The organism is Nesterenkonia rhizosphaerae (assembly GCF_039544555.1).
Lineage (GTDB): Bacteria > Actinomycetota > Actinomycetes > Actinomycetales > Micrococcaceae > Nesterenkonia > Nesterenkonia rhizosphaerae.
In genome coordinates, this window is record NZ_BAABLW010000007.1 from 573,506 (window position 1) to 598,184 (window position 24,679).

Here is a 24,679-nt window from a genome sequence, read left to right on the forward strand (position 1 = left end):
TCCGTAGGCGACAAGGGTGGGCGATAGCGCGGCAGTATCGTGAGGATTGTTGACAATCTTCGCAGGGCTTCCCTAGTGTAGCAACATGTCAGAGCCTCATCCGGTGATCACCGTGCTTTGTCCCGCTGATCCCGACGTCGAGCTGCGTACCCCTCCGGGGCTGGACTCACTGCGCGAGCAGGCCCAGATCCGCATCACCGACCCGGAGCATCTGGCTGAGGACATCAGCGGTAGCCACGTTCTCTTCTTGTGGGACTTCTTCTCCGAGGCAGTGCAGCAGGCCTGGCCGCATGCCGATTCCCTTCAGTGGATCCACGTCGCTGCCGCCGGGGTGGACACCCTGCTTTTTGATGAGCTCGCCGACTCTGCGGTCACTGTGACCAACGCCCAGGGCATCTTTGATCGGCCCATCGCAGAGTGGGTGCTCGGGGCGGTGCTGGCTGAAGCCAAGGACTTTGCTGGCAATTATCGGAACAAGACGCAGAAGCGCTGGGATCATCGGGAGACCAAGCGTGCTGAGGGCGCACAAGCGGTCGTCATCGGCACCGGTGCCATCGCCCGGGAGATTGCCAGGTTGTTCAGCGCAGTGGGGATCGAGGTCATCGGCGCCGGCCGCACTGGCCGGGACGGGGATGAGGATTTCGGCGTCGTCGTGCCTTCTGGCTCCTTGGAGGACCATGTGGGTGAAGCCGACATCATCGTCAATGCCGCCCCGCTCACTCCCGCCACGGAAGGGCTGATCGGCCCGGTGACCCTGGCGGCGGCCAAGCCTGGAGCGCATTTGATCAATATCGGCCGCGGCGCGTCGGTCAATGAGGAAGAGCTCGTCAAGGCACTGCGCGAGGGGCCACTCGGTTTCGCTTCGCTGGACGTCTTTGCCGAAGAACCGCTGCCGCAGGACTCGCCCCTATGGGGGCTAGAGAACGTGATGATCAGCTCCCACATGTCAGGTGATGTGCTCGGTTGGAAAGAAGCACTGGCGGATCAGTTCCTGGCCAATGCCCGCAGGTGGCTGGCCGGGGATCAGTTGTTCAATGTGGTGGATAAGACCAAGGGCTACGTGCCGCGTCACTAATGACTGTCGGTTCCCGGCGGCGAAAGGGGAGGGAAGCCCATGACGGACCTTGCGGAGCTCAGCGCAGCAGAGTTGCTCAGCGGCTATGCGCACGGAGAATTCACGCCGGTGGACGCCGCCCAGGCTGCCCTTGAGCGTATCGCCCAACGCGACGGTGACCTCAACGCCTTCGTCCTGGTAGACGAACAAGCTGCTCTCACGGCTGCGGAGGCGTCCGCGGCCCGTTGGCGCAGTGGGGAGACCCTGGGACCAGGCGACGGCGTCCCGACCTCGATCAAAGACATCTTCCCCACCACCGGGTGGCCAACCCTGCGTGGAAGCAAACTGATCGACGAGGCAGGCCCCTGGGAGTTCGACGCCCCGTGCGTTGCCAGACTGCGGGAGACCGGTGCGGTACTGCTGGGCAAAACAGCCACACCGGAATTCGCGTGGAAGGGAGTGACGGACTGTCCGCGCAACGGCGCCACCTCGAATCCCTGGAACCCCACTCTCCACGCCGGTGGGTCATCCGGCGGATCCGCTGCCGCGGTGAGCGCGGGAATGGGCCCCTGGTCAGTGGGCACCGACGGCGGCGGCTCAGTAAGGATTCCGGCCTCCTTCACCGGGACAGTAGCCATCAAACCCACTTATGGCACTGTGCCGATGTTCCCCTCCTCACCGTTTGGAACCCTGGCTCACGCCGGACCCATGACACGGACTGTCACCGACGCAGCCCTGCTGCTGGATATCATCGCCGGCTTTGACTCCCGGGACTGGTCAGCGCTGCCGACCCCACGGTCATCCTTCACCGACGGGCTCGGGGATGGGGTGGCGGGCCTGCGCATCGCCTATTCACCTGCACTGGGCTTTGGGGAGAACCACCCGGAGGTGGAGCAGGTGGTGGCAGAGGCGGTGGGACTGTTCGAGGAGGCCGGCGCCGTCGTTGATCAGGTGGACCCCGGTTTTGAGGATCCTGTGGAGGCTTTCCACGTGCTGTGGTTCACCGGTGCGGCGAAGGTGCTTGAGGTATACGGTCCCGATGCGCTGGGTGAGATTGACCCGGGGCTGCGTGCCGGAATCGAACAGTACCGCGGCGCCACGGCCAGTGATTATCTCGACGCCACCGCCGTGCGGATGTCGATGGGGGTGCTGATGGGGGCATTCCATGAGGAATACGACCTGCTGGTGACACCGACCATGCCGATTCCGGCCTTTGACTGTGCTCGACAGGCCCCTTCAGGGTGGAAAGCGGACCTGTGGACCTCATGGACGCCGTATACCTATCCGTTCAATATGACTCAGCAGCCGGCGGTCTCGGTGCCCTGTGGACTGACCTCCAGCGGCCTGCCGGTAGGACTGCAGATAGTCGGGGCCCGCACCCAGGACCGTCTGGTGCTGCGAGCGGCCCGGGCTTTCGAAATGGCGTCAGGAGAGCGCTTTACCCGCCCGGTTCCGGCCTGAGGCCGGAGCCCCATCAGGTGCGGGCTAGGCTCGAGGGTATGGGGAAGATCTTCAACAATCAAGTTGGTTTTGACCGCTGGAACCGCGGTACCGAGTGGCCCATGGCGATCATCTCCCTGGTTTTCCTAGGGGTCTATGCCTATGTGGTGATCGGTAACCTGCGGCCTTCGGATACTGACTGGCCCGAGGTGCTGATGAATGCGATCTGGGTGCTCTTTGCCCTGCATTACGTCATCTCGCTCATTCTGGTTCCGCATACCGGGCGCTGGTTCCTGACCCATCTGCATGAGCTGGCCATTGTGGTGCTGCCCTTTCTGCGTCCACTGCGACTGCTGCGCCTGGTCACGCTGCTTTCGGTGCTGCAGCGCTCCGCCGGGGCGGCCCTGCGCGGGAAGATCACCCTGTACGTGGGGTTTACCTCCGGTCTGCTGGTGCTCATCGCGGCGCTGGCCATCCTTGATGCTGAACAGAACCACCCGGAGGCCAATATCACCAGCTTCGGCGACGCCACCTGGTGGGCTGTGGTCACTATCACCACGGTCGGGTATGGCGATCACTATCCGGTGACTGATCTTGGACGATGGATCGCAGTGGGCCTGATGATTGCAGGCCTCGGCCTCATCGGTTCGGTCACCGCAACACTGGCCAGCTGGTTTGTGGAAAAGGTCCGCGAAGCTGCCCAGGAACATGACTCAGCGGTGGTCCACGAGCAGGCCACCAGCCAGGCTGAGGGTTAAGCGCCGGCTCGGAGCTGATTCCTGCGTCGCGGTCTCCATTGGGCCAGCGCCACGCCGGTGAGGCAGATCGCGCCGCCGGTAATAGCCAGCGGCGGCGGGACTTCGCCCAGGGTCAGCCAGGACATCACGACGACGACGGCGGGGACTGTCAGGGTGGCTGAGGCAACACGACCGGTGGGGAACCGGGTCATGGCATAGCCCCAGAACCAGAAGCCCAGCGCAGTGGGGCCAATGCCCATATAGACCGCGCCCAGCAGGGTTGCGGTGCTGATGCCATCGCCGCTGCCGGTCCAGCCCAGCTCGGTGAGGGTCTGCGGAAGGAAGGGCAGAAGTGCCAGCAGGCCGGAAGTGCAACCCAGCCAGGTGGCGGTGAGTGGGTCGGTGTGCTGCAGTGCCAGCTTCTGCACCATCATGCCCGCGGCATACAGCACAGCTGCAGCGAAGCCGATGAGCAGCCCGGCGACGGCGAGCTGGCCGGTGCTGCCAGCTGCGGTGATGAACCCGATACCGGAGAGCGAGACCAGCATTCCCAGGAAGAGCCGGCGCGAGAAGGCCTCCTTAAAAACGACAACGGCGGCCACACCCACCATCAGCGGTGCCAGGTTGACCACCATCGCCACAGTCCCGGCATCCAGGAAATGACCTGCCCAGTTAAAGGCCAAGGTGTACACCGCGAACCAGATCACGCCGAAAGCCGCTGTCAGCAGCAGCCCGCGCGGACCTGGCATCTTCGGGCGGCCCCGCCGGGAAATCAGCACCAGGGCTGACAGGGTGAGAGATCCCGCGAAGAGCCTGATCAGAGCCAACGGGCCAGGGGAGATGTCCACTGCCGCCGCACGCATAATGACGAAGGTGGAGGCCCACATCAGCACAGTGGTCACAATCGCGGCCACAGGGAGCAGGGGCGCAGCGGGTTTGTCCTCAGCAGCGGAGGAGGCAGGGGCAACGGTCACTGCATGATCATCTCAGGAGAATCGTCGCAGCACCGGCTTTGCCGAATGCGATCAGCCGGGATACCATTGACAGTCGCAAGCTGAACTGTGCTGTGCCCGGAAACGGGTTCGGCTCCGGAAAACAGTCCAGCCCTGTGAAGCCTGGATTCCAGCGCACCACAGACAACACCGTCAAGGCACTTCGGTTGGATCTCACCCAGCCTGGTCGTCCTCGTACGTCACGGTGATTCAAAGGTGGCGGGACTCGGCTCAACGATTGCGTCCTTCTAAGCAGTCTGCTGTGCAGAAGAGCGTGTTCGCGGGTACCGCCCGTTACATCTACGTACTGATAGTTAAGAGGAGTGATCATGGCAGCACGTTGCCAGGTGACGGGAGTGACGCCGCAGTTCGGCAACCAGATCTCCCACTCGCACCGCCGCACCAAGCGCCGGTTCGACCCGAACATCCAGAAGAAGACCTACTGGGTGCCTTCGCTGGGTCGCAAAGTGACCCTGAACCTGTCCGTTAAGGGCATCAAGACCATCGACGTGCGCGGTATCGACGCCGTCGTCGCCGACCTTCTGAAGCGTGGTGAGAAGATCTAATGGCAAAAGATAAGGACGTACGTCCCATCATCAAGCTGAAGTCGACCGCCGGCACCGGGTTCACCTACGTGACCCGTAAGAACCGTCGCAATAACCCCGACCGCATCGTGCTCAAGAAGTACGACCCCGTGGTCCGCAAGCACGTCGACTTCCGAGAGGAGCGCTGATCATGGCTAAGAAGTCCAAGATCGCAAAGAACGAGCAGCGCAAGGTCATCGTTGAGCGTTACGCCGAGAAGCGCGCCCAGCTGAAGAAGACCCTCGTTGATCCCAACGCATCTGACGAAGAGCGCGAGGCAGCTCGCGTGGGCCTGCAGAAGCTGCCCCGCGACGCTTCCCCGATCCGCGTCCGCAACCGCGACAGCATCGATGGTCGCCCCCGCGGTACCTTCCAGAAGTTCGGTATTTCGCGTATCCGTTTCCGCGAGATGGCTCACAAGGGTGAGCTGCCGGGCATCACTAAGTCCTCTTGGTGATACTGGCCTAAGCGGCTGAAGCAGCATAAGCGGGGTCTCCTTCGGGAGGCCCCGCTTTTTGTTTGCCCGCACGGGCCCCGCCGGAAACACAGAGGGCTGCAGGAACAGGCGAAGAGCGCCTCAACGGTCCGCTGGCAGCGGAATGACGGCCCCAACACGCTGTACACGCCCGATTTCATGCGGGTTTGACCCCCGCTGCGTGGTAAGTTGCCTTTCTGAAAGCCCAAAGGGCCTCCCGATCCGCGGAAATCCGCGGATTTTCCGGACCAATGGGAACTCATAGAACAGTCCAGGAGGACACAGTTATGGCACTGAACCGCAGCGAGCTCGTCGCAGCCGTCGCCGAGAAGTCCGGCAACTCCCAGGCCGCCGTCAACGGCGTGCTGGATGCCGTCTTCGAGGTCTTCACCGAGCAGGTCTCCAAGGGCGAGAAGGTCTCCATCCCAGGTTGGCTGTCCGTGGAGCGCACCGAGCGTGCCGCTCGCACCGGCCGCAACCCCCAGACCGGCGAGACCATCCAGATCCCCGCTGGTTACTCCGTGAAGCTTTCCGCAGGCTCCAAGCTGAAGGCTGCCGCTTCCGGCAAGTGAGCTTTCACGCTCGGCTAGCATCACGCTAGCCCCGAATACGACGACGGCTCCTGACCTGTAATGGGTCAGGAGCCGTCGTCGTCTGGTGTCACGTGGGGTGCGCCCCAGTTCTACCGGGCGTAGAATTCCGGTATGGCATCCGGCTCCCTCCTCCTCCCGCTGACCGCAGCCTCCCATGTGGGGGCGATGGCCGCGGATGCGCCGACCTGGGCACCGATCGTTTTCGCCGCCGGAGCCTTCGCGGTGGTCGTCCTTGTCCTAGTTCTGATGCGCCAGAAGCTCAAGCAGTCAGAATCCTGGCACAAGGACCACGAGGGGCCGGGTTCCGAGAATCTGGGCCCCCGGCAGTCCGATGCTGATGACGACGCTGAGGACCACCGGCCGGGAGACGAAGCCCGGTGACAACTCAGACTTCTTCGCGGCGGGCCCTCTGGGCGGCGCCGCTTCCGCTGACCGCGCTGACGCTCGCTACTGGTTTGGCGGCGTTGATCCTGGCTGCGGTGCTTACTGGTATGGGCCGTTCCGGGGTGATTTCCAATCCCGGCCTGCTGACCCAGTGGGGGCTGCCGGTGGCGCGTTATGTCCACCACATCTCCATGGCGATGGCGGTCAGCGCGGCGATCCTGGCCGCCGTCGCGCTTCCGGCCCGCACAGGTCCTAGACAGCGACAGAAACGCAGGGCGGGCCAGGAGCACCCGTTGTTCTCCCGGGCCGTGCTGATCGCCCAGTCTGCCTCGGTCGTTTGGACGATGGCGGCACTAGCGGTGCTGGTGCTCTCTTTCTCGGCCTTGGCCGGCCTACCGGTTTCAGCTGGCGAGGGCTTCTCTGCTGGTTTCTTTGACTACGCGGTCAACATCGCGACCGGCCAGGCTTGGCTGAGCATCGTGCTGATCGCAGCACTGTTCTCCACACTGGTGGCGGCAGTGCGCAACCCGGCCGGGCTGGGCTTCACCGCGGTACTAGGGTTGGGCGCCATCGTTCCCATGGCCATGGTGGGGCATTCGGCCTCTGGAGATGATCACACTGCAGCTGTGAACTCTCTGGGACTGCATCTGCTGGGAGTGGTGATCTGGGTCGGGGGTCTGCTGGTGCTTGCCCTGCTTGCCCCGCAGATTGCGCGCACTGCGCAGGAGCTGACAGCCCGCGATCAGGGCGGTCCCCAGATCCTGGGTACTCTGATTCGTCGGTACTCAGTGCTGGCGGGTCTGGCGCTGGTCACGGTGGCGGTCTCGGGAGTGGTCAATGCGGACTTACGCATTGAGAACCTGCAGCAGCTGGTGAATACCCCATATGGTCTGCTGCTAGTGCTGAAGGCAGCGGCCACTGTGATGCTGGCGACCATCGGCTGGATGCACCGAGCCTGGATCATCCCACGACTGTCCGGACCGCATACTGGAGCTGGCGCTCCGCGCGGTGAGGGCTCCGAGGTCTCTACCAGCTACACAACATCACGGCTGCTATGGCAGCTGATCTTGGTGGAGGCCGCCATCATGACTGCGGTGATCGGCATCAGCGCGGTGCTGGGCCGGACCCCACCGCCGGTTTCCGAGGACCTGCCACCAGATGCCACGCCGGCGCGTATTCTCACCGGCTACCCGCTGCCTCCTTTCCCTGAACTGGCGAACTACTTCACCCAGTGGCGCATTGACTGGCTGTGGCTGGCGGTCATCATCTTCCTCGCCGGCTGGTATGTCCGGGCTACTGTCCAGGTGCGACGCCGCGGTATTCGCTGGCCGCTGATGCGTGCAGCAGCTTGGCTCTTCGGCCTGCTGATCTTCTTCTGGGTCACCTCCGGTGGACCCGCCGTCTATGGGATGGTGCTCTTCTCTGGCCACATGGTCCAGCACATGACGCTGACCATGGTGGTGCCGATATTCCTGGTGCTCGGCTCTCCGGTCACGCTGGCCATGCGCGCCCTGACACCTCGCTCAGACGGCACTCGCGGTGCCCGCGAGTGGATCCTATGGCTGGTGCATTCGAAATGGTCCAAGCTGGTGACTCACCCGGTGGTAGCAGCGGTGAACTTCGGCGGATCGATTGTGCTGTTCTACTACACGCCAGTCTTCGGATGGTCGCTGGAGTATCACCTGGGGCACATCTTCATGACGGTGCACTTCCTGCTCACCGGCTACATCTTCGCGCTGGTATTGATCGGCAGAGACCCGCTGCCCAGCCGTCCGCCGCATTTCCTCAGAGTCATCATCCTGCTGGCAACTATGGTCTTCCATGCGTTCCTGGCGGTGGTGATCTCCGGATCCGAGGAGCTGATTCAGGCCGCCTGGTTCGGCAATATGGGTCACGGCTGGTTCCCCGCGCTGCTGGACCAGCGACGCGGCGGGGAACTGATGTGGGGACTCGGTGAGATTCCCGCGGTGCTGATGGGCGTCATCGCGGCGGTGCAGTGGTCCAAAGACGACACCCGGGAGAGCAAGCGCCTGGACCGTGAGGCTGACCGCAGTGGGGACGCCGAGCTTGAAGAGTACAACCAGATGTTCGCTGCGATGAACCAGCGGAACAACTGAAGACGATGACACGTTGGGGGAAAGTATGACTGAGACTATCCAGCGCAGCGCACGTGTGCGGGCCTCCGAGCTGATCGGCCGAGGCTGGCTGAACACCGGAGGTAAGCAGGTCACCCTCGAGGACCTGCGCGGCAAGATCGTCATTCTCGATTTCTGGACCTTCTGCTGCATCAACTGCCTCCACGTGCTGGACGAACTGCGTCCGCTGGAGGAGCGTTTCCACGATGTGCTGGTCACCGTGGGCGTGCACTCCCCGAAGTTTGAGCATGAGGCTGACCCCGACGCGCTGGCCGCTGCGGTGGAACGCTACGAGATCGAGCACCCTGTCCTGGATGACCCCGAGCTGGTCACCTGGCAGAACTACTCCGCCCGGGCCTGGCCCACACTGGTGGTCATCGACCCCGAGGGCTATATTGCCGCCTCGCTCTCCGGTGAGGGTCATGTGGCGGGTCTGACGTCACTGGTGGAGGAGCTCGCGGCTGAACATGAGGCTAAGGGCACACTGCATCGCGGTGACGGACCATATGTCGCACCCGAGCCGGTCTCTCGGACCCTGCGCTTCCCCAGCAAGGCTGTGCCGGTGAACCGCACTCTGGGTGCCGACGACGACGCCCCGGGCCGATTCCTGGTAGCCGACACCGGGCATCATCGTATTGTGGAGCTGGCCGATGATCTGGAGACGGTCACCCGTTCCTGGGGAACTGGTGAGAAGGGCTACGGCGACGGTGGGCCTGAGTCCGCGCAGTTCAATGAGCCCCAGGGCCTGGCGTTGCTGCCGGAGAAGCTGGCCGCCGAAGTCGGCTATGACATTGTGGTGGCCGATACGGTCAACCACCGGCTTCGCGGAATCAACGTGGCCACCGGTGACGTCACCACGCTGGCTGGAAATGGTGTGCAGCGCCTGCTGGATGCTGAGCGGACCCGCAGCGACGTCGTCGTCGGTTCCTTGGGAACCGATCCGTTGAACGTCTCGCTGTCCTCACCTTGGGATGTGCTCTGGAGCGAGAGCATCGGCCGGGTCATTGTTGCCATGGCCGGTACTCATCAGATCTTCAGCTTTGATCCGCTGACTGGTGAGCTGGCGGTGTATGCAGGCACTGGCCTTGAAGGTCTCGTCGACGGCGCGGCGGGGGAGTCCTGGTTCGCGCAGACCTCCGGGCTGACCGAGGACGCCGCCGGTGACATGTGGATTGCTGATTCTGAGACTTCGAGCCTTCGGGTGCTGCGAGTGAGCCAGTCTCCAGAGGCACCGGCAGTGGAGACTGTGGTCGGTGAAGGACTCTTTGACTTCGGTTTCCGTGACGGGGATCCTGCCCAGGCCCGCCTGCAGCACCCGCTGGGTGTCACCGCACTTCCGGACGGATCAGTTCTGGTAGCTGATACCTATAACGGCGCCATCCGCAGGTACCAGGCGGAGCACCTGGCTGCTGATGGCAGCACTGTGCCGGCGCAGGTGTCCACCGTGGCACGCGGGCTGAAAGAACCATCAGATGTGCTGCTGGACGCGGACGGTACAACTCTCTTGGTGGTGGAGACCAACGCCCACCAACTGGTACGCATCGCGGTGCCGGAGGAGTACCTGTCTGTGGATGAGGGTGCTGCGCAGACGCAGCGTCCGGCCACAGCGGTAGCTCCAGGTCAGGTGCAGCTCAGCGTGGGCTTCTCAGCACCTACCGGCCAGAAGCTCGATGACCGGTGGGGAGATCCGACCCAGCTGCAGGTTTCATCGACTCCAGCTGAACTATTGATGGAGGGATCGGGCACCTCTGTGGGGCTGCAGCGCACTTTGCAGCTGAATCCTGAGATTTCTGCAGGGGTTCTGCATATCACTGCCCGAGCTGCGGCATGCGACGGTGCACCGGGTGAGGAGATCCCCATGCACGCTGCTTGCCACCTGTACCAGCAGGACTGGGGCATCCCGGTCACGCTGGAAGAGGGGGGAGACTCCGAGCTTCACCTGGACCTCCGCGGTGTGAAGTAAACGTCCATGTCAGCCGAAGGGCAGGGGCGGCAGCGCCCCCGTCTTCCGCGGTTCTGGACGGGATTTCTCTCGGCTGTCACGCTGGCGTTCCTCGCTGACCTCTGGCGCAACGAGGGTGATGTGCTGACACGTTCGTTGATCTACCTCGTGCTGGCTGGCCCCGCTGCCTTTATGGTGCTGCGGTATGTCGCATCGCAGGAGGAGATCCCGGGCAGCGAGGGCGAGCAGGAGACAGAGGATGAGCAGGACACAGAGGGCGAGCCCGGTAGCCCACCGCGGGGTTAGCAGCCGGTGAGTCGGGTTACACCGGGTCGCGTTGGGTGGGACAACTCATGCAGCGGGGGCCACCTCGACCTCGACCGAGTTCTGCGCCTGGAACTTCATGGACTTCAATCCCTGAATCGCGCAGAAAGGCGTTGGAGGTAGGTGTCCGGTCGTAGGTGATGACCACACCGGGTTCAAGTGCCAGGGCGTTACAGCCGTCATCCCACTGTTCCCGGGCCGCGGAGTGCAGGTCCTGCTCCGGAGTGAGGATGCGCAGGTGATCACGTCCCAGCGCATCGGCAATTGCGGCGTGCATGCGTTCTGGCGGGTGGTCCTGGATCTTCAGCTCTGGGTCTACGCCGTTCTCGCGCGGAGTGATGGTGTAGGACGGCAATGTCCCCAGTCCTGCGTATTCGATGAAGGACCGTTCATCCACCATGGTCATCACCGTGTCTAAGTGCATGAACTCGCGTGCTTTGGGCATACTGAGTGCCACCACGCGGTCAGCCGAACCCTCAGCGAAGAGCCGCTTCGCCAGGCGTTCCACGCCCTGCGGGGTGGTGCGTTCGCTCATCCCGACCAGAACTGCGCCGTCGCCCAGAACCAGCACATCCCCGCCTTCAACGGTGGCCTGACCGTCTGTGAGACCGTCAGACCAGCGCTGCCAGCTCGTAGAAGCGAAGCGGGGATGCCAGCGATAGATTGCCTCATAGGTGATGGCTTCCCGAATGCGGGCAGGCTTCTGCATGGAGTTCACCGCCACACCGTCGTAGACCCAGCATGAGGCATCGCGAGTGAAGAGGTGGTTCGGCAGCGGAGCCACCACAAGGTCATCCATCGCGAGGGCATGGATGACCACGGACCGGGGTTCAGCGGTGAGTTCCAGAAGTTCCCGCTTGGTGAGCCCGCTGATGACTAACTCTGCGAGGTCGGCGTGCGGCATTGAATCGGCCAGCTCCCGAAGCAGCGGGGCGGCGGCCGGGCCGAAGAGGCGCTCATCGAAGGTGTGGTCCAGGACAAACTGGCGGGCCTGCGGCACCGAAAGAGTCTCAGTCAGGAGCGTATCGAGGTAGAGGACGTCTGCCCCTGCTTCACGGAGTACGTGGCAGAACTGATCGTGTTCTTCCTGAGCGCGTCGGACCCACAACAAGTCATCAAAAAGCAGATCGTGCTTGGTCTCGGGGGTCAGTCGCAGCAGCTCTACTCCCGGACGGTGAACGATCACCTGGCGCAGTCGTCCAACTTCAGAACCTACGAACGGTCCCCTCTGATGTGGTCGTTGGGGTAGCGGGCCGCCGGGAACAGCCTTCTCGGTGGTCTGCTCACTGTGGGTGACTGTTTCAACCATGGGTTCCACAGTAGAGGGATGGATGTACGGCGGACAGGTGCGTGGTGCATATTTTTGTGCAATCAGCTGTCGCTTTGAAGGCTGAGAGTTAGCATTCTGTTCATGGAGAGACTCACGGACCTGGACCGTCGCCTGATAGCAGCCTTGCGTAAGGATGGGCGTGCGCCTATCTCATCGCTGGCCCAGCAGTTGGGCGTTTCCCGTGCCACTGTGACCTCCCGTATTGAGAAGCTCACTGCATCTGGGGTCATCGTGGGATTCAGTGTGCGCGTGCGGGAAGATGCTGATCTCTCTAGGGTCCGGGCGATTTCGTTTATCGAAGTAGCAGGCACCAACACTGATCGGGCGATCGATGAACTGCGTGGTTTGCCGGAGATCATCGCCTTGCACACCACCAACGGCGCCTGGGATCTGGTGGCGGAAATCAGCTGTACGGATCTGCGCGATCTGGACAGGGTGCTCCGCCTCATGCGGGGTGTGAAGGGAGTTCTCAACAGTGAGACCTCGTTGCTGCTCAGTTCAGTGGTGACGTAGCAGGACTGCTGCCCTGATAGGCGGCGGGCACGATTACGCAGCAAGGTCGTAGCGGATGGGCATGGGCGCGGACCAGATGAAGTCTGGTCTTGCCGGGTGCCCTGGAGCTGAGTCTGGTGGTTCGGGCTCGGGCTCGGGCTCGGGTTCGGTGTTGTGGGGCTGTTGCTTATCCGGTGGGTGGAGGAAGCCGTGGGATTTCATGCGGTGATGTCGTCGGCACAGTGCCCAGAGGTTGCTGGCGGTGGTTTCCCCACCCTGTTCCCAGGGGGTCTGGTGATCAACATCGCAGCGTTCGGCGCTGATGGTGCATCCGTCTGCTTGGCAGGTGCCGTCTCGGAAGGTCAGTGCGTCGCGTAGCCGGTTGGGTGGGTAGCGGCCAATATAGCGGGCACTGAGCAGGTCGTAGTCAGCGTTGTTGGGATCCTTGCGGGTATGGCCTTGGTACCAGTGGTGGTTGGCCTCGGGATCTGCGGCGAGGTTGCGGGCTTGGTGGGCGGGGATCATCCATGACCGGTCTGCAGCCATCGCCGGCTCATCACTGTCACCGGCGAGGGTGGCCTCCGGGATCATGATCATGATTTTGGCGTCAACCGGGGTGCCATACACTCTCCCGTCACGTAGCCAGGCGGTGAAGAGGTCAGCTTCCCGCTGAGCAGGGGTGCGAGGGTCACCGGTGCGGGGGTCCGCGGTGCGTGGGTCCGAAGTTTGAGGATCGGAGGCAGGGCCGTCAGTGGTACTGGAGTCGGCGCCACTGGCTTCCTTTGGAGCTGCGGTCGGGCTGCCCTGTCCTGGGCCCTCATGTGCGATGCCTGGTTCCGCGGCCCCAGGGTCTGCCTGGCGGTGATCAGTCGCGGTGTCCCCGCCCGACGTGTGCTGGTCGAGTCCGCGGGCTGCGGCCTTGAGGCGCTTCTCAATAGCGGCAGCTTCCAGGGTGGGGATGTAGGCCTGGAGGTAGCTCATTCCGTGGGACTGGTGCTGGAACCGCACGAACCGGGACTGGGTTTCTTTCTCACAAGCCCTGGCGTAGGCCTCTGGGTCTAACCCGGCGGTGTAGCGGGTGAGCCAGTGGTGGAACTCTGCGAGGCTGCGGCGTTGGGCGTGTTGTGCGGCGGCCTGGTCCAGTTGTTTCAGCAGGTGTGCGGGGAGGTCACTGGTGGCGGCGTCGACGGTTTTCCGCACCCTGGGCAGGTCAATGAGTCCCTCAGTAAAGGCCCGCCAGGTGTGGGGGAGGAAGTGCTTGGCGTCCCCGGTGGTGTTGAGGATGGTAGTGGCGGTGCGGTCACTGACCCCGAGGATGCGGGCGGCGTCCCGGACCGCTGCACGGTCTGCCTCGGTCCGGACGACCAGGGGTTCCTGGACATAATGCGCGGTAGCTCGTGCACGGTAGTCCAAAAGCGCGGTGATGGTGGCTGCTTCAGCTCGCCGCGCAGCGACCTGCTGCTCCCAGGCTGCAGCGAGTTCTGGTTCCCCGGCGAGTTGTTCGAGGTGCTCGGGCATGGGAGGGGCACTGCTGGCGCTGCTGGTGGAAGAAGCCGTCATGGTGATCACCCCTGCCTTCGTGCCGGCCTTGCTGCCTGTCTTTGTACCTGTCTGCGTGGTTGTCTTCGCGCTCGCCTGTGTGGCTGTCGTCCTGGCTGTTTACTTGGGTCTCGCCCTGCGGCCCTGCCTCACCATATCGAATCTATTTTCTATTATTCCATGCTTCAGCGTGATGGTCGAGGGGTTTTGATGAGTTATTTCGCTCTTTGGTGTTCCTGGGTGATCATGCCGAGCGAGCGCGCCTCCGTTGAGGCACCAGACGCGTCTCCGCAGCCGAAAGACCGCGCCACCATGCTCTCGCCCGTCAGTCATCGTCGTCCGTCACTCATGGCCGCTCCGCCGCATCTCGGCACGTGGCAATCTGTCACCACCGGCTGATCGGTCTGCTCAAGAACTAGGCAAAAGTCAGACATTTCTGCTCTGTTGCACGCACATCGATATTCCTAGTGTTGGTTCCATCAGTCCCAGCCCGTCTCAAGATGGAGGAAACCATGACTCAGTTCGTCGACGTCGCCCATATGGTCCAGTGGATCCAGAACCGGGGCGTAGAGCCCATCATGACTGGCATGGTCGAGTACCTCGAGTCTGACTTCAGCCGCTGGGAGAGCTTCGACAAGATCCCGCGCATCGCCAGCCACACCCCCTTCGGGGTGATCGAGTTGATGCCCACCTCAGATCATGAGACCTACGGCTTCAAATACGTCAACGGGCACCCGTCCAACCCTGCGCGGGGGTTCCAGACTGTCACGGCATTCGGCGTGCTAGCGGACGTGGACAATGGCTACCCGACTTTTCTCGCCGAAATGACTCTGCTGACCGCACTGCGCACCGCTGCTACCTCGGCCATGACTGCCAAGCGCCTTGCGCGGGCGGATTCCCGGGTGATGGCGATGATCGGCGCAGGCTCCCAGGCCGAATTCCAGGCACTGGCCTTCAGAGCCGTCCTGGGTATCGAGGAACTGCGCGTCTTCGACATCGACCCTCATGCCATCCATAAGCTGCGCCGCAATCTCGAACCACTCGGATTCCGGATCACCACTGCCACAGACACCGATGATGCGGTCACTGGTGCCGACATCATCACCACCTGCACCGCAGATAAAGCGGTCAACACCATCCTGGCAGACCACCAGGTCCGCCCCGGCGTCCACATCAATGCCGTAGGAGGCGATTGTCCCGGCAAGACCGAACTCGACCCTCCCATCTTGGACCGGGCCCGGGTCTTTGTGGAGTATCCGGAACAGACCCGCATCGAAGGCGAAATCCAGCAGAAGCCCGCGGACTTCCCGGTCATCGAGTTCTGGCGGGTGCTCACCGGAGCCGAACAGGGCCGCCGCAACGATGAAGACATCACTCTCTTCGACTCCGTCGGATTCGCCATCGCCGACTTCTCGGCACTGCGCTATCTGCGTGATGACACCGTTGGTTCATCACTGCAGACCAGTATCGACCTCATTGCAGACCCGGAGGACCCCAAAGATCTCTTCTCCCTGGTGACCTCGCTGAAGCCGGTGGGCTGAGCTATGCCAGAGCCCACGGCATTGACCTCGCAGCCGCCGGTGACTGTGACAGTGGCATCACCGGTCGCGCCGTCGGCCGCTGTGGACATCCGCATGGGGCGAGCTGGGCACAGCGTCGTTGCATACGAGCAGACCAACGACGACGACGGCTCCTCTGCCAGGGCCCTCATGAAGGGGTACGAGGCAGCTGGAGACCCGCAGCTGGCAGCCCGAGTAGTGATGGTCCGGCCGCATCACTTCAGGCCGAACCCGGTAACCGCCCAGGACAACGCCTTTGGAGCGGAAATCGCCGAGGATCCGGTGCTGGTGGCCGAGCGTGCCCACGGGGAAGTCTCCAGGCTCGCCGAGCAGCTTCAGCGGGCCGGCGTCGGCGTGGATCTTTTCGAAGACACCGGAACTGTCACACCCGACAGCGTGTTTCCCAATAACTGGTTCAGCACGCACGCCGATGGTCGGCTGGTGCTCTATCCGATGTTCGCCCCGAATCGGCGCGGCGAACGCCGGAGGGAGATCGTGGAGTACCTGAAGGATCGCTACCGCGTCACAGAGGTGCTGGACCTCTCCGGCGCCGAAGAGCACGGCGCATATCTAGAAGGCACCGGGGTGATGGTGCTGGACCACGCCAGCCGGACCGCCTATGCGTGCTATTCCCAGCGTATTACCGCGACTCTCTTCTTCCGCTGGTGCAATGAGTTCATGTACGAGCCCGTACTGTTCCATGCCGCTGACAAGACCGGCACGCCGGTCTATCACACCAATGTCATGCTCAGCGTGGGCAGTGCCAGCCCCGAGCATGGTCTAGCGCTGATCGGCAGCTCGATGATCCACAGCCGGTACGAGCGCGACGCAGTCCTGGACCGGCTGCGCAGCACGGGACGCACCGTAGTGGAACTGAACGAGACGCAGATCCGGAGCTTCGCCGCCAATGTGCTTCAGCTGCAGGGCCGCCACGGACCGGTTCTGGTGATGTCGACGACGGCACGTGCCAGCTTTACCCCCGCGCAGCTCCAGCAGCTGGAAGCCAGAGCGCAGATTATTGATGCAGAGGTCTCCACTATTGAACGCGCCGGGGGATCAGTGCGCTGCATGCTCGCGCAGAACTACCTTTCGCCGCAGGCTCCCAGGAAGACGTGGGGTTGCGGAAACACAGCTGAAACATCCCGCCGGTACCCTCGCCTCTCATGACTGAGACCAGCAGCCAGAAGCCCTCACTGTGGCGCCGTTACCTAGGGATCTCACTGATCTGGAAACTGGCCGTAGCCCTGGTGCTCGGCGTGGTGGCCGGGCTCATCTTCGGCCCTGATATTGCCGTGATCCAGCCGCTGGGTGACATCTTCCTGCGGCTGCTGACCATGCTGGTGATGCCGCTGGTGCTCTTCACTCTCATGGCCGGGATAGCCTCGGTCTCGCCCAAGACCATCGGGCGTATTGGCGGGAAGACAGTGGCGTTCTATCTGATCACCACCGCTTTCGCCATGACAGTGGGTATTGCCCTAGCGTTGCTGATCTCACCAGGTGTCGGGCTGGATCTGCCCGGTGGCACTGAAGCAGAAGAACGTGAGGCACCACCACTTGCGGAGGTGCTGACCAATATCGTCCCGGACAATATCTTCGGCGCGCTCTCCGAGGGACAGGTCCTCTCGGTGATGTTCTTCGCGCTGGTGGCCGGCGTCGCCCTGTCCTTCATGGTGGACAGCGATGACGAGCGCCTGGCTGGTATGGGTGCTGATCTACGTCGCCTGGTGGACTCTGCCGTTGAACTGGTGTTCATTCTGATCCGCGGCGTGCTCCAGTATTCGCCCATCGGTGTTTTTGCCCTGATCGCGGTAGTGGTGGGTGAGACCGGAACCGATGCGCTGCTTCCGCTGCTGGCGCTGACCGGCACCGTCTACGGCGGCATCCTGGTCCAGATCCTGGTCTACGTGGGCATTCTCGCGCTCTTCCGCGCCTCCATCGGGCAGTTCTTCCGCGAAGTCCGTGAACCGATGCTGACCGCCTTTGTCACCCGTTCCTCCGGGGGCACCCTGCCGGTGAGCATCCAGGCCGCCGAGCGTCTAGGGGTGCGTAAGGGTGTCTACTCCTTCACCCTGCCACTGGGTTCGAACGTGAATATGGACGGCACCGCTATCTACGTCGGCGCTGCCACGGTCTTCGTTGCCAATGTCACCGGCACGGACTTGAGCCTGACCCAGATCGTCACCGTGGCCGCCGTCGGTGTTCTTGCCTCCATCGGTACCGCAGGTGTGCCGGGCGCGGGACTGATCATGCTCACGATGGCGGTGACCGCCGCTGGTCTGCCCATGGCGCCGGTAGCCCTGGTGGCCGGCATCGATGCGATTCTGGACATGGGCCGGACCATGCTCAACGTCACCGGCGATCTGACCTGCACCCGGGTCGTGGCAAAAACCGAGCCCGGCATGCTGGCCGAACCCGAGGCTGCCGCTGACACAGCAAGGTCCGACGGCGCAGACTCACCACCTCAGACCTGATATCCGCGATAAGCTGAAGCCAGCACCGAAGTCCCTGGCGAAAGGTGAAAGACCCATGACCACCATGGTCGTAGTCGCGAGCAAACACGGTTCCACGGCGGAGATCGGCGAGCGCATCGCCTCCACGCTCAGTGCCCGCGGCGTCAAGGCACACGTCAAGGACGTCGGGGAAGCGGGCAAGTGGCTCTACGAGACCGATAACGTCGTCGTCGGCATGCCTGTCTACCGGCAGAAGCTGCTAGGCGTGGGAACCCTGTTCCTGGAGGCCCACCGCACAGAGCTGATGGGCAAGCCGCTTTTCCTCTTCGCCGTTGGCGGAGGACCGGTGCTCGCCCCAGAACTGACTGAGCGGCTGAAGCAGTTCCCGCACAGGGAGATCGCCTACTTCCGCGGGGCCCTGGATGCTGAGAAGCTCAGCTTCCTGGAGAATCTGCAACTGCGTGCGGCGCGGCAGCCCAATAACGCTGACTACCGCGACTGGCCGGCTGTGGAGGACTGGGCCAACTCGCTGATCGCCTACGGCATCAGCTAAGCCGGCGGGTCCCGGCGCCAGCGGATCATCCTCCTGAGATGGGGATTTAATAGCGGCGTTCGGTGGTTTGACTTATGGCGTAACGAAAAGTGCGCGCTGAAGCTTGCGGGGTGTTAGCGTACACCCTCGTTGCACGCTTCCATGTCCTTGAGAAAGAGCACTAAACCCATGAGCTTCCGCCGTCATTCTGCACTCGCCGTCACTGGTATCGCCGCACTTGCTCTAGCTGCCTGCGGTAACGACTCCGCGGAGCCCACCGCCGAGCCCACCGCAGAAGAGACCTCCGGCGGCGTGAGCCTGGAGCAGGTCCAGGAATCCGGTCTGACGGTGGGCACCGAAGGAACCTACCGTCCCTTCACTTTCCACGAGGGCGGTTCTGGTGACCTGACCGGCTATGACGTAGAGATCATCGAAGCCGTAGGCGAGAAGCTGGACATCGATATCCAGTTCCAGGAAACCCAGTGGGACGCGATGTTCGCCGGCCTGGATGCCGGCCGCTTTGACGTCATCGCAAACCAGGTGTCAATCACCGAGGAGCGTCAGCAGAACTACCTCTTCTCCGAGCCCTACACCGTCTCCAACGGTGTGATCGTCACCCTTGCCGATAATGATGAGATCAGCAGCTTCGATGACCTCGACGGTAAGACCACCGCTCAGTCCCTGACCTCTAACTGGTACGAGCTGGCCACCGAGTCCGGTGCCAATGTTGAAGGTGTTGAAGGCTGGGCTCAGGCTGTGGCGTTGCTGGAGCAGGGCCGGGTTGATGCGACCATCAACGACAAGCTCACTTTCCTGGATTACCAGACCACCGAGGACAACGAGAACATCAAGATCGCGGCTGAAACCGATGACCACTCCTATGCTGGTTTCATCTTCCGGCAGGGCAGTGAGACGTTGGTCGAGGCCTTTGATGAGGCTCTGGCCGAGCTGGCCGAGGAGGGTACGCTGACTGAGATCAGCGAAAAGTACTTCGGCGCTGACGTCTCTCAGTAGTCCCGCAGTGCGGCATCAAGATCCGCGCCCGACTCGAGGAAAGGCAACCTGGACGTGACCATCGACTGGGAACTGGCGGCCAGTTCCTTCTGGCCGATGCTCGAAGGGGCCATCAAAGGCACCATTCCGCTGACCCTGGCGAGCTTCTCGATCGGCCTGGCGATCGCCCTGGTGGTGGCGCTGATGCGCATCAGCAGCAACCGTGTGCTCGCTGGCCTGGCACGGGCCTATGTCTCGGTGATCCGCGGCACCCCGCTGCTGGTGCAGCTGTTTGTGATCTTTTTCGGGCTGCCGTCCATTGGGGTCAACATTGACCCGTGGCCCAGCGCGATCATCGCCTTCAGCCTCAATGTGGGCGGCTACGCCGCAGAGGTCATTCGTGCTGCGATTCTCTCCGTGCCGAAAGGCCAGTGGGAGGCCGGATACACCATCGGCATGTCGCAGACCCAGACGCTGCGTCGGATTATCCTGCCGCAGGCCGCCAGAGTTTCTGTGCCTCCGCTGTCCAACACCTTTATCTCGTTGGTGAAGGACAGTTCGTTGGCTTCGCTGATCCTGGTCACCGAAATGTTCCGTGTTGCGCAGCAGATCTCGGCGTCGTCCTTTGAGTTCATGGCCCTGTACCTGCAGGCGGCAGCTATGTACTGGGTGATCTGTCTGCTGCTGTCCATGGTGCAGGTCAGGTTGGAAAGGAGACTGGACCGCTATGTGGCCAAGTAAGCCGCTGCTGGACGTTACGGGTCTGCAGAAGTCTTTTGGAGAGAACAAAGTGCTCTCCTCCATCGATCTGAGAGTCAATCCCGGGCAGGTCACCGCGCTGATCGGCCCCTCGGGCTCGGGCAAAACCACCGTGCTGCGCTGCCTCAACGGGCTTGAGCAGCCCGACGCCGGGACGGTGGCCTTCGATGGCGGCCCGCAGGTGAACTTCGACTCGCGCACCTCACGCCAGCAGCGGGAGAGCCTGCGCACGCGCAGCGCGATGGTCTTCCAGGGCTACAACCTGTTTCCGCATATGACCGTGCTGCAGAACGTCATCGAAGGTCCCGTGCAGGTCCAACGCCGCTCGAAGGCAGAGGTTATCGCCGAAGCCGAGCAGCTGCTGGCCCGGGTCGGTCTGGCTGAGAAGCGGGACCAGTACCCGCATGAGCTCTCCGGCGGTCAGCAGCAGCGTGTAGGCATTGTGCGGGCGCTAGCTCTGCGGCCTTCACTGCTGCTCTTTGACGAACCGACTTCAGCGCTAGACCCGGAGCTGGTCGGAGACGTGCTGACGGTCATCAAGGAGCTCGCCGAAGAGGGTTGGACCATGGTTCTGGTCACCCACGAGCTGACCTTCGCCCGAGAAGTTGCCGATCAGGTTGTCTTCATGGACGGCGGCGTGGTGGTGGAGCAAGGTCCGGCCAGTGAGGTGCTGCGCGCGCCCCGCGAGGAGCGCACCCGCCGGTTCGTGCACCGGCTGCTGAACCCCTTCTGAAGCAAGTCTGTAGACCGGCATCGGCACAGGGTGATGCCCTGAAGGTGGATAGAGTCTCATCATGAGTCGGTTGAAGATGATCGTCGCAGCTCTGCTGTACCTCTCCAGCGACAAGACCGCGGTAGTGGTACAACACGCGACCTTTGTGGGTGCCTTAGTGGCTCCTGTCGTGGTCCTTGTGGCCGCCCGTCCCTCCGGGCCTGCGCTGGTGGGCAGTGCACTGGGTGTGCTGCTCCTTGCAGTGGCTACGGTCCTAGTCCTGATGTCCCCCAAGGAAGGACCGTCACGGCTGATGTGGTGGGTGGTCCCCACTCTGAACATTATGGCCTGCGGAGTCTTCCGAGTAGCGACCGCCCCTGGGGGAGCGTTGATCTCATCGTTAGTGCTCGTTCCCGCGTTATGGCTGGTCCTGCGCTTCCGTGGACGAGGCGCTGGCGCGGCTGTACTTTTAGTTCTGCTCACCATCACCGCTCCCTCGCTAGTTGTTTTTGAGACTCATCTCTCTTTGGCGGGCGTCGCGAGGTACCTGATCCTTCCGGTGACAATGGTGCTGCTGGCTCTTGCCGTGCTTGGTATCCTTCAGCGCCAGGACGCCGCCTTTGCACAAAGTCAAGAGTCTTTGGTGAGACAGCGTGAGGCCGCACGAGAACTGGCGCGTAGCGACGACCGCCTGCGGGGGGTGCTGGAGAACCTCAACGTCGGCGTACTGGTGATGGATGCTCAGGGCAACGACGTCATGACCAACCACACACAGCGAGAGCTGCACTCCTTAGTCTCACCGCCGGACAACTCCGACCCCACAGAGTCTGGGCACCTCGTCTTTCGCCTCGACGGTTCGTGCATGCCGCCTGAGGAGCGACCGGCAGCACGTGCTAACGCTGGCGAGACTTTCGATAACGTGATGTTCCGCGCGGGAGCCCCCGGCCCAGAGCAACGAGTGGTGTCCTGCACCGCGCGGTTCATAGCGGATCAAGAAGGGTCGCTGGATTCTATTCTCTTGATGTTCCGCGATGTCACCATCGACACGAACCTGCTGCGGGCCCAGCAGGATGTCATCGCCAATGTCTCCCACGAAATGCGGACTCCATTGACGTCGATTGTTGGGTTTACAGACTTCGCAGCAGACTCCTTGGAGCAGCTGGAAGACACACAGGCACGCAGCGACGTCGCTGAGTATCTGACCGTGATTCGGCGCGGTGCCGAGAAACTCAGCGCACTCGTAGAGGACCTTCTCCTGCAGCAGCAGGCAGCATTGGGCAAGCTGGCGCTGAATCTGGAACCTTTGGATCTGTCGAACCTTGCCCAAGAATGCGTGGAAGGCTTCAGGCCGTTGGCGCAAGAGCGCGGCATCACTGTCGATCTTGACCTCAATGCGATGCCTAACGTGCCCGCGGACTGTCAGCGCATGATTCAGGTGCTGGATAATCTTGTGGGCAATGCCTTGAAGTACACTCAGCGCGGCGGACGTGTTCTGGTGGCTGCGGAGACGACGGCGCAGGGCGCTTTGCTCCAGGTATCGGACAACGGACCGGGAATGACACGAGACGAAACCAGCAGAATATTCACGCCCTTCTACCGCGCGGTCTCGGCCCGCCGATCAGAAAAAGGGGGAGCCGGGCTCGGTCTGGCGCTCACTAAGTCCATCGTGGATGCACACGGTGGAGATATTCGGGTGACCTCTGCTCTGGGCGGGGGGAGCACCTTCAGCGTCTTGCTTCCCTTTGCCATTCCAGGCAAAGATCACGAGTCCGGCGAAAGGACCCTATGAAGAACCGTCCGGATACCGGAAACAGTGAAGCACCGGCGACAGTTGAGCCAGGTCGTGTGTCGCTGCTGACCTTCCTTGGGTGCTGCGTCTACGGAATACTAGCTGCCTTCGTTTTCTGTTTCTCGGGGGCCTTCGGGACTTTTGGCGAGCATCCTGTGCGCGATGCCGGCCTCGTCGTCGTGACGGTGATTTCCTCACTTGCGCTGACGTATATCAGTCTCCTTCTTTATACCTTTTTGCGCCACCGTCCCAGCACGCCCGGTGACCCGACCGAGCTGAGCTGGCATGTCATGATTCCGTGCCGGGATGAAGAAAGCGTCATTGCCGAAACAGTATCTTCGGCCAGATCGACGTTCCCGCAAATGCACGTATGGGTCATCGATGATGCCAGTGACGACGCTACTGCCCGAATTGTCACGGGTCTGCAGGACTTCGATGACAAAGTTCACCTCATCTCCCGCCGCCCTCCTGAAGCGCGGACCGGCAAGGGGGATGCGCTTAACGCTGCATACCGGGTGATTTCAGCAACTATCAGCACAGACCCTGATCAGCGCAAGGACACCATCATCGGTGTTCTAGATGCCGATGGATTTCTTTCTGAGAACGCGTTGGACTTATTGGCGGGACCCGAAGCATTCGCAGCCCCCGATGTAGGTGCTGTCCAGCTTGAAGTCTGGATGAAAAACCGCGGAGATAAGCGTCCGAGGCCGCTCTCTGGAAAGCTGAAGAACCTCGTGGGCCGTGTCCTGGTTCGGATGCAGGATATTGAGTTTCGCACCTCAAACTCCGCCATGCAGATGCTGCGGGTTCAGACCGGCACAGTGGGCATGGGAGGTAATGGACAGTTCACGAGGCTCAGTGTGCTCGATGACCTGGACCAAGCCTATGGCCAGCCGTGGGGTAAAAAGCTGTCTGAGGATTACGAACTTGGACTCAACATCATTACCCGCGGGCACCGTACGCACTATATTCCCGAAGCCCACGTGTCCCAGGAGGCGCTGCCCTATGGGCGACGACTGTTGACGCAACGCACCCGTTGGGCACAGGGCAATATGGAGTGCGCAGCAATTCTGCCGGCGCTACGACGCAGCGGGAATCTTCGAGTCCCCGGCTGGGCAGAAATCCATTACTTCATGAGCCAGCCCTGGCTCATCATGATCAACCTGGTGCTGGGTCCTGTGCTTCTCGTCCTTGCCATAGCAGAAGGACGCTTCGGCTTCACCGCGGGAGAGTCCTTGGAGTGGATAGTCCTGCTTGCGGCGGTCTTCATCATACTGCCCTATTTCCTCTGGGGCATTGTCTATAAATACATTTCCGGCGAGGAGATACGTTTTACTTCGGCACTGTTCTTCGGAGCGGTATATCTCATCTATGTGTACTTGACCTATATCTACTATCCTCGCGCTGTGGGAAGGATAGCGACCGGCCAGAACGCATGGTCCAAGACACTGCGGAACGCGGCTGATCTTGCTGCGCTGCGACCGCAGACGTTGCGTGAGGACCTGCTGCGACTGGCGGTCCTAGATAGGCAGGTTCTAGAGACTCTCGCGGACGAGCTGGACGGGTTCGATGAGTATGTCCAGGAGCTCGTGCGCGCCTTCGGCCTGATGTGGCCTAGGCGTTGGGCCAATCTGCGTCTAGCAGTCGCCGCTGAGGACCATACAGGCACCATGGATGCACTGGCTAGTATCCGTGTGTCCTCTCACATGCTCGGTGCCGCGCGGCTCGCGAGCAGCGCTGAGGACCTGGAGCGACTCGCGGCGGTGCGCGACTATGAGTCAATCCGCCAGGGGCTGCCGATCATCGCAGCCGTAGGGGAGGAGACTGTCGAGCACATCCGCGGTGAGTTTATTCGCAGCTGAGC

At 62.3% G+C, this 24,679-nt stretch carries 25 protein-coding genes; 22 read left to right on the top strand and 3 right to left on the bottom strand.

What is annotated here, in order from left to right:
- The first annotated feature begins 85 nt into the window (after positions 1 to 85).
- From ABEA23_RS08310 to ABEA23_RS08320, 3 genes are read left to right on the top strand one after another with little or no spacing between them, the layout of a single operon-like run.
- On the top strand, positions 86 to 1,075 hold the full coding sequence (locus tag ABEA23_RS08310; RefSeq protein WP_345477589.1) for a D-2-hydroxyacid dehydrogenase: 990 nt from the start codon (positions 86 to 88) through the stop codon (positions 1,073 to 1,075).
- Positions 1,076 to 1,114: 39 nt separating this feature from the next.
- A complete protein-coding gene (locus ABEA23_RS08315) occupies positions 1,115 to 2,515 on the top strand; it encodes an amidase (protein ID WP_345477590.1) in 1,401 nt (466 codons plus the stop codon).
- Positions 2,516 to 2,553: 38 nt separating this feature from the next.
- Positions 2,554 to 3,252 (top strand): potassium channel family protein, encoded by a 699-nt coding sequence (locus tag ABEA23_RS08320; RefSeq protein ID WP_345477591.1) that lies wholly within the window; start codon positions 2,554 to 2,556, stop codon positions 3,250 to 3,252.
- Here the strand turns inward: ABEA23_RS08320 and ABEA23_RS08325 are convergent.
- Positions 3,249 to 4,205, bottom strand: coding sequence for a DMT family transporter (locus tag ABEA23_RS08325; RefSeq protein WP_345477592.1), 957 nt, complete (start codon positions 4,203 to 4,205; stop codon positions 3,249 to 3,251). The two genes, ABEA23_RS08320 and ABEA23_RS08325, sit on opposite strands and share 4 nt — an antisense overlap.
- Positions 4,206 to 4,552: 347 nt before the next feature.
- Between ABEA23_RS08325 and rpmB the strand changes: the two genes are divergently transcribed.
- From rpmB to ABEA23_RS08365, 8 genes are all read left to right on the top strand, one after another.
- Positions 4,553 to 4,789, top strand: a complete 237-nt coding sequence (gene rpmB / locus ABEA23_RS08330; RefSeq protein WP_044493292.1) for a 50S ribosomal protein L28 — start codon at positions 4,553 to 4,555, stop codon at positions 4,787 to 4,789.
- Positions 4,789 to 4,956 (top strand): 50S ribosomal protein L33, encoded by a 168-nt coding sequence (gene rpmG, locus ABEA23_RS08335; protein ID WP_022872124.1) that lies wholly within the window; start codon positions 4,789 to 4,791, stop codon positions 4,954 to 4,956. The genes rpmB and rpmG overlap by 1 nt, the downstream gene beginning before the upstream one ends.
- Positions 4,957 to 4,958: 2 nt before the next feature.
- Complete coding sequence (rpsN, locus tag ABEA23_RS08340; RefSeq protein ID WP_260072791.1) at positions 4,959 to 5,264, top strand: 30S ribosomal protein S14; 306 nt, start codon at positions 4,959 to 4,961, stop codon at positions 5,262 to 5,264.
- 305 nt (positions 5,265 to 5,569) lie between these two features.
- On the top strand, positions 5,570 to 5,854 hold the full coding sequence (locus tag ABEA23_RS08345) for an HU family DNA-binding protein (RefSeq protein ID WP_044493282.1): 285 nt from the start codon (positions 5,570 to 5,572) through the stop codon (positions 5,852 to 5,854).
- 132 nt (positions 5,855 to 5,986) lie between these two features.
- Positions 5,987 to 6,256 carry a hypothetical protein gene (locus ABEA23_RS08350; RefSeq protein ID WP_345477595.1) on the top strand — a complete coding sequence of 90 codons (270 nt, stop codon included), beginning with the start codon at positions 5,987 to 5,989 and terminating at the stop codon, positions 6,254 to 6,256.
- Positions 6,253 to 8,376, top strand: a complete 2,124-nt coding sequence (locus ABEA23_RS08355; RefSeq protein WP_345477597.1) for a bifunctional copper resistance protein CopD/cytochrome c oxidase assembly protein — start codon at positions 6,253 to 6,255, stop codon at positions 8,374 to 8,376. Before ABEA23_RS08350 ends, ABEA23_RS08355 begins: the two co-directional genes overlap by 4 nt.
- 25 nt (positions 8,377 to 8,401) lie before the next feature.
- Positions 8,402 to 10,357 (top strand): NHL domain-containing thioredoxin family protein, encoded by a 1,956-nt coding sequence (locus ABEA23_RS08360; protein WP_345477598.1) that lies wholly within the window; start codon positions 8,402 to 8,404, stop codon positions 10,355 to 10,357.
- A 6-nt stretch (positions 10,358 to 10,363) separates the two neighbouring features.
- On the top strand, positions 10,364 to 10,642 hold the full coding sequence (locus ABEA23_RS08365; RefSeq protein ID WP_345477599.1) for a hypothetical protein: 279 nt from the start codon (positions 10,364 to 10,366) through the stop codon (positions 10,640 to 10,642).
- A gap of 16 nt (positions 10,643 to 10,658) precedes the next feature.
- Here the strand turns inward: ABEA23_RS08365 and ABEA23_RS08370 are convergent, their stop codons facing one another.
- Positions 10,659 to 11,969 carry an arginine deiminase gene (locus tag ABEA23_RS08370; protein ID WP_345477600.1) on the bottom strand — a complete coding sequence of 437 codons (1,311 nt, stop codon included), beginning with the start codon at positions 11,967 to 11,969 and terminating at the stop codon, positions 10,659 to 10,661.
- Between the two features lie 102 nt (positions 11,970 to 12,071).
- Here ABEA23_RS08370 and ABEA23_RS08375 point away from each other — a divergent pair, with 102 nt between their 5' ends.
- Positions 12,072 to 12,503 carry an Lrp/AsnC family transcriptional regulator gene (locus tag ABEA23_RS08375; RefSeq protein WP_044493275.1) on the top strand — a complete coding sequence of 144 codons (432 nt, stop codon included), beginning with the start codon at positions 12,072 to 12,074 and terminating at the stop codon, positions 12,501 to 12,503.
- Between the two features lie 33 nt (positions 12,504 to 12,536).
- Here ABEA23_RS08375 and ABEA23_RS08380 read toward each other — a convergent pair whose 3' ends face one another.
- Positions 12,537 to 14,000, bottom strand: coding sequence for an HNH endonuclease signature motif containing protein (locus ABEA23_RS08380; RefSeq protein ID WP_345477601.1), 1,464 nt, complete (start codon positions 13,998 to 14,000; stop codon positions 12,537 to 12,539).
- Here ABEA23_RS08380 and ABEA23_RS08385 point away from each other — a divergent pair.
- From ABEA23_RS08385 to ABEA23_RS08430, 10 genes are all read left to right on the top strand, one after another.
- Positions 13,999 to 14,232: a hypothetical protein gene (locus tag ABEA23_RS08385; RefSeq protein ID WP_345477602.1), complete on the top strand. Its 234-nt coding sequence runs from the start codon at positions 13,999 to 14,001 to the stop codon at positions 14,230 to 14,232. The two genes, ABEA23_RS08380 and ABEA23_RS08385, sit on opposite strands and share 2 nt — an antisense overlap.
- Positions 14,233 to 14,533: 301 nt before the next feature.
- On the top strand, positions 14,534 to 15,562 hold the full coding sequence (locus tag ABEA23_RS08390; RefSeq protein ID WP_345477603.1) for an ornithine cyclodeaminase: 1,029 nt from the start codon (positions 14,534 to 14,536) through the stop codon (positions 15,560 to 15,562).
- A 3-nt stretch (positions 15,563 to 15,565) separates the two neighbouring features.
- Entirely contained in the window at positions 15,566 to 16,747 is a 1,182-nt protein-coding gene (gene ctlX, locus ABEA23_RS08395; protein ID WP_345477604.1) for a citrulline utilization hydrolase CtlX, read from the top strand.
- On the top strand, positions 16,744 to 18,051 hold the full coding sequence (locus ABEA23_RS08400; RefSeq protein WP_345477605.1) for a dicarboxylate/amino acid:cation symporter: 1,308 nt from the start codon (positions 16,744 to 16,746) through the stop codon (positions 18,049 to 18,051). Before ctlX ends, ABEA23_RS08400 begins: the two co-directional genes overlap by 4 nt.
- Before the next feature lie 55 nt (positions 18,052 to 18,106).
- The gene (locus tag ABEA23_RS08405) at positions 18,107 to 18,583 is read left to right on the top strand and encodes a flavodoxin domain-containing protein (RefSeq protein ID WP_345477606.1); all 477 of its coding nucleotides are present in this window, start codon (positions 18,107 to 18,109) and stop codon (positions 18,581 to 18,583) included.
- A 168-nt stretch (positions 18,584 to 18,751) separates the two neighbouring features.
- Positions 18,752 to 19,576, top strand: coding sequence for an amino acid ABC transporter substrate-binding protein (locus ABEA23_RS08410; RefSeq protein WP_345477608.1), 825 nt, complete (start codon positions 18,752 to 18,754; stop codon positions 19,574 to 19,576).
- Positions 19,577 to 19,672: 96 nt separating this feature from the next.
- Positions 19,673 to 20,296 carry an amino acid ABC transporter permease gene (locus ABEA23_RS08415; protein ID WP_260072824.1) on the top strand — a complete coding sequence of 208 codons (624 nt, stop codon included), beginning with the start codon at positions 19,673 to 19,675 and terminating at the stop codon, positions 20,294 to 20,296.
- Positions 20,283 to 21,047 carry an amino acid ABC transporter ATP-binding protein gene (locus ABEA23_RS08420; RefSeq protein ID WP_345477609.1) on the top strand — a complete coding sequence of 255 codons (765 nt, stop codon included), beginning with the start codon at positions 20,283 to 20,285 and terminating at the stop codon, positions 21,045 to 21,047. Before ABEA23_RS08415 ends, ABEA23_RS08420 begins: the two co-directional genes overlap by 14 nt.
- A 61-nt stretch (positions 21,048 to 21,108) precedes the next feature.
- Positions 21,109 to 22,815: a sensor histidine kinase gene (locus tag ABEA23_RS08425; RefSeq protein ID WP_345477610.1), complete on the top strand. Its 1,707-nt coding sequence runs from the start codon at positions 21,109 to 21,111 to the stop codon at positions 22,813 to 22,815.
- The gene (locus ABEA23_RS08430) at positions 22,812 to 24,677 is read left to right on the top strand and encodes an XrtP-associated glycosyltransferase (RefSeq protein ID WP_345477611.1); all 1,866 of its coding nucleotides are present in this window, start codon (positions 22,812 to 22,814) and stop codon (positions 24,675 to 24,677) included. The genes ABEA23_RS08425 and ABEA23_RS08430 overlap by 4 nt, the downstream gene beginning before the upstream one ends.
- Positions 24,678 to 24,679 lie beyond the last annotated feature (2 nt).

What these genes read in the sequence shown, in the direction of transcription:
- ABEA23_RS08410 (WP_345477608.1), top strand. Translation starts at nt 18,752, where the DNA reads ATGAGCTTCCGCCGTCATTCTGCACTCGCCGTCACTGGTATCGCCGCA.
- ABEA23_RS08385 (WP_345477602.1), top strand. Translation starts at nt 13,999, where the DNA reads ATGGGAGGGGCACTGCTGGCGCTGCTGGTGGAAGAAGCCGTCATGGTG.
- ABEA23_RS08315 (WP_345477590.1), top strand. Translation starts at nt 1,115, where the DNA reads ATGACGGACCTTGCGGAGCTCAGCGCAGCAGAGTTGCTCAGCGGCTAT.
- ABEA23_RS08310 (WP_345477589.1), top strand. Translation starts at nt 86, where the DNA reads ATGTCAGAGCCTCATCCGGTGATCACCGTGCTTTGTCCCGCTGATCCC.
- ABEA23_RS08400 (WP_345477605.1), top strand. Translation starts at nt 16,744, where the DNA reads ATGACTGAGACCAGCAGCCAGAAGCCCTCACTGTGGCGCCGTTACCTA.
- ABEA23_RS08415 (WP_260072824.1), top strand. Translation starts at nt 19,673, where the DNA reads ATGCTCGAAGGGGCCATCAAAGGCACCATTCCGCTGACCCTGGCGAGC.
- rpmG (WP_022872124.1), top strand. Translation starts at nt 4,789, where the DNA reads ATGGCAAAAGATAAGGACGTACGTCCCATCATCAAGCTGAAGTCGACC.
- ABEA23_RS08430 (WP_345477611.1), top strand. Translation starts at nt 22,812, where the DNA reads ATGAAGAACCGTCCGGATACCGGAAACAGTGAAGCACCGGCGACAGTT.
- ABEA23_RS08345 (WP_044493282.1), top strand. Translation starts at nt 5,570, where the DNA reads ATGGCACTGAACCGCAGCGAGCTCGTCGCAGCCGTCGCCGAGAAGTCC.
- ABEA23_RS08370 (WP_345477600.1), bottom strand. Translation starts at nt 11,969, where the DNA reads ATGGTTGAAACAGTCACCCACAGTGAGCAGACCACCGAGAAGGCTGTT.
- rpmB (WP_044493292.1), top strand. Translation starts at nt 4,553, where the DNA reads ATGGCAGCACGTTGCCAGGTGACGGGAGTGACGCCGCAGTTCGGCAAC.
- ABEA23_RS08425 (WP_345477610.1), top strand. Translation starts at nt 21,109, where the DNA reads ATGAGTCGGTTGAAGATGATCGTCGCAGCTCTGCTGTACCTCTCCAGC.
- ABEA23_RS08320 (WP_345477591.1), top strand. Translation starts at nt 2,554, where the DNA reads ATGGGGAAGATCTTCAACAATCAAGTTGGTTTTGACCGCTGGAACCGC.
- ABEA23_RS08360 (WP_345477598.1), top strand. Translation starts at nt 8,402, where the DNA reads ATGACTGAGACTATCCAGCGCAGCGCACGTGTGCGGGCCTCCGAGCTG.
- rpsN (WP_260072791.1), top strand. Translation starts at nt 4,959, where the DNA reads ATGGCTAAGAAGTCCAAGATCGCAAAGAACGAGCAGCGCAAGGTCATC.
- ABEA23_RS08380 (WP_345477601.1), bottom strand. Translation starts at nt 14,000, where the DNA reads ATGCCCGAGCACCTCGAACAACTCGCCGGGGAACCAGAACTCGCTGCA.
- ABEA23_RS08375 (WP_044493275.1), top strand. Translation starts at nt 12,072, where the DNA reads ATGGAGAGACTCACGGACCTGGACCGTCGCCTGATAGCAGCCTTGCGT.
- ABEA23_RS08350 (WP_345477595.1), top strand. Translation starts at nt 5,987, where the DNA reads ATGGCATCCGGCTCCCTCCTCCTCCCGCTGACCGCAGCCTCCCATGTG.
- ABEA23_RS08405 (WP_345477606.1), top strand. Translation starts at nt 18,107, where the DNA reads ATGACCACCATGGTCGTAGTCGCGAGCAAACACGGTTCCACGGCGGAG.
- ABEA23_RS08420 (WP_345477609.1), top strand. Translation starts at nt 20,283, where the DNA reads ATGTGGCCAAGTAAGCCGCTGCTGGACGTTACGGGTCTGCAGAAGTCT.
- ctlX (WP_345477604.1), top strand. Translation starts at nt 15,566, where the DNA reads ATGCCAGAGCCCACGGCATTGACCTCGCAGCCGCCGGTGACTGTGACA.
- ABEA23_RS08365 (WP_345477599.1), top strand. Translation starts at nt 10,364, where the DNA reads ATGTCAGCCGAAGGGCAGGGGCGGCAGCGCCCCCGTCTTCCGCGGTTC.
- ABEA23_RS08390 (WP_345477603.1), top strand. Translation starts at nt 14,534, where the DNA reads ATGACTCAGTTCGTCGACGTCGCCCATATGGTCCAGTGGATCCAGAAC.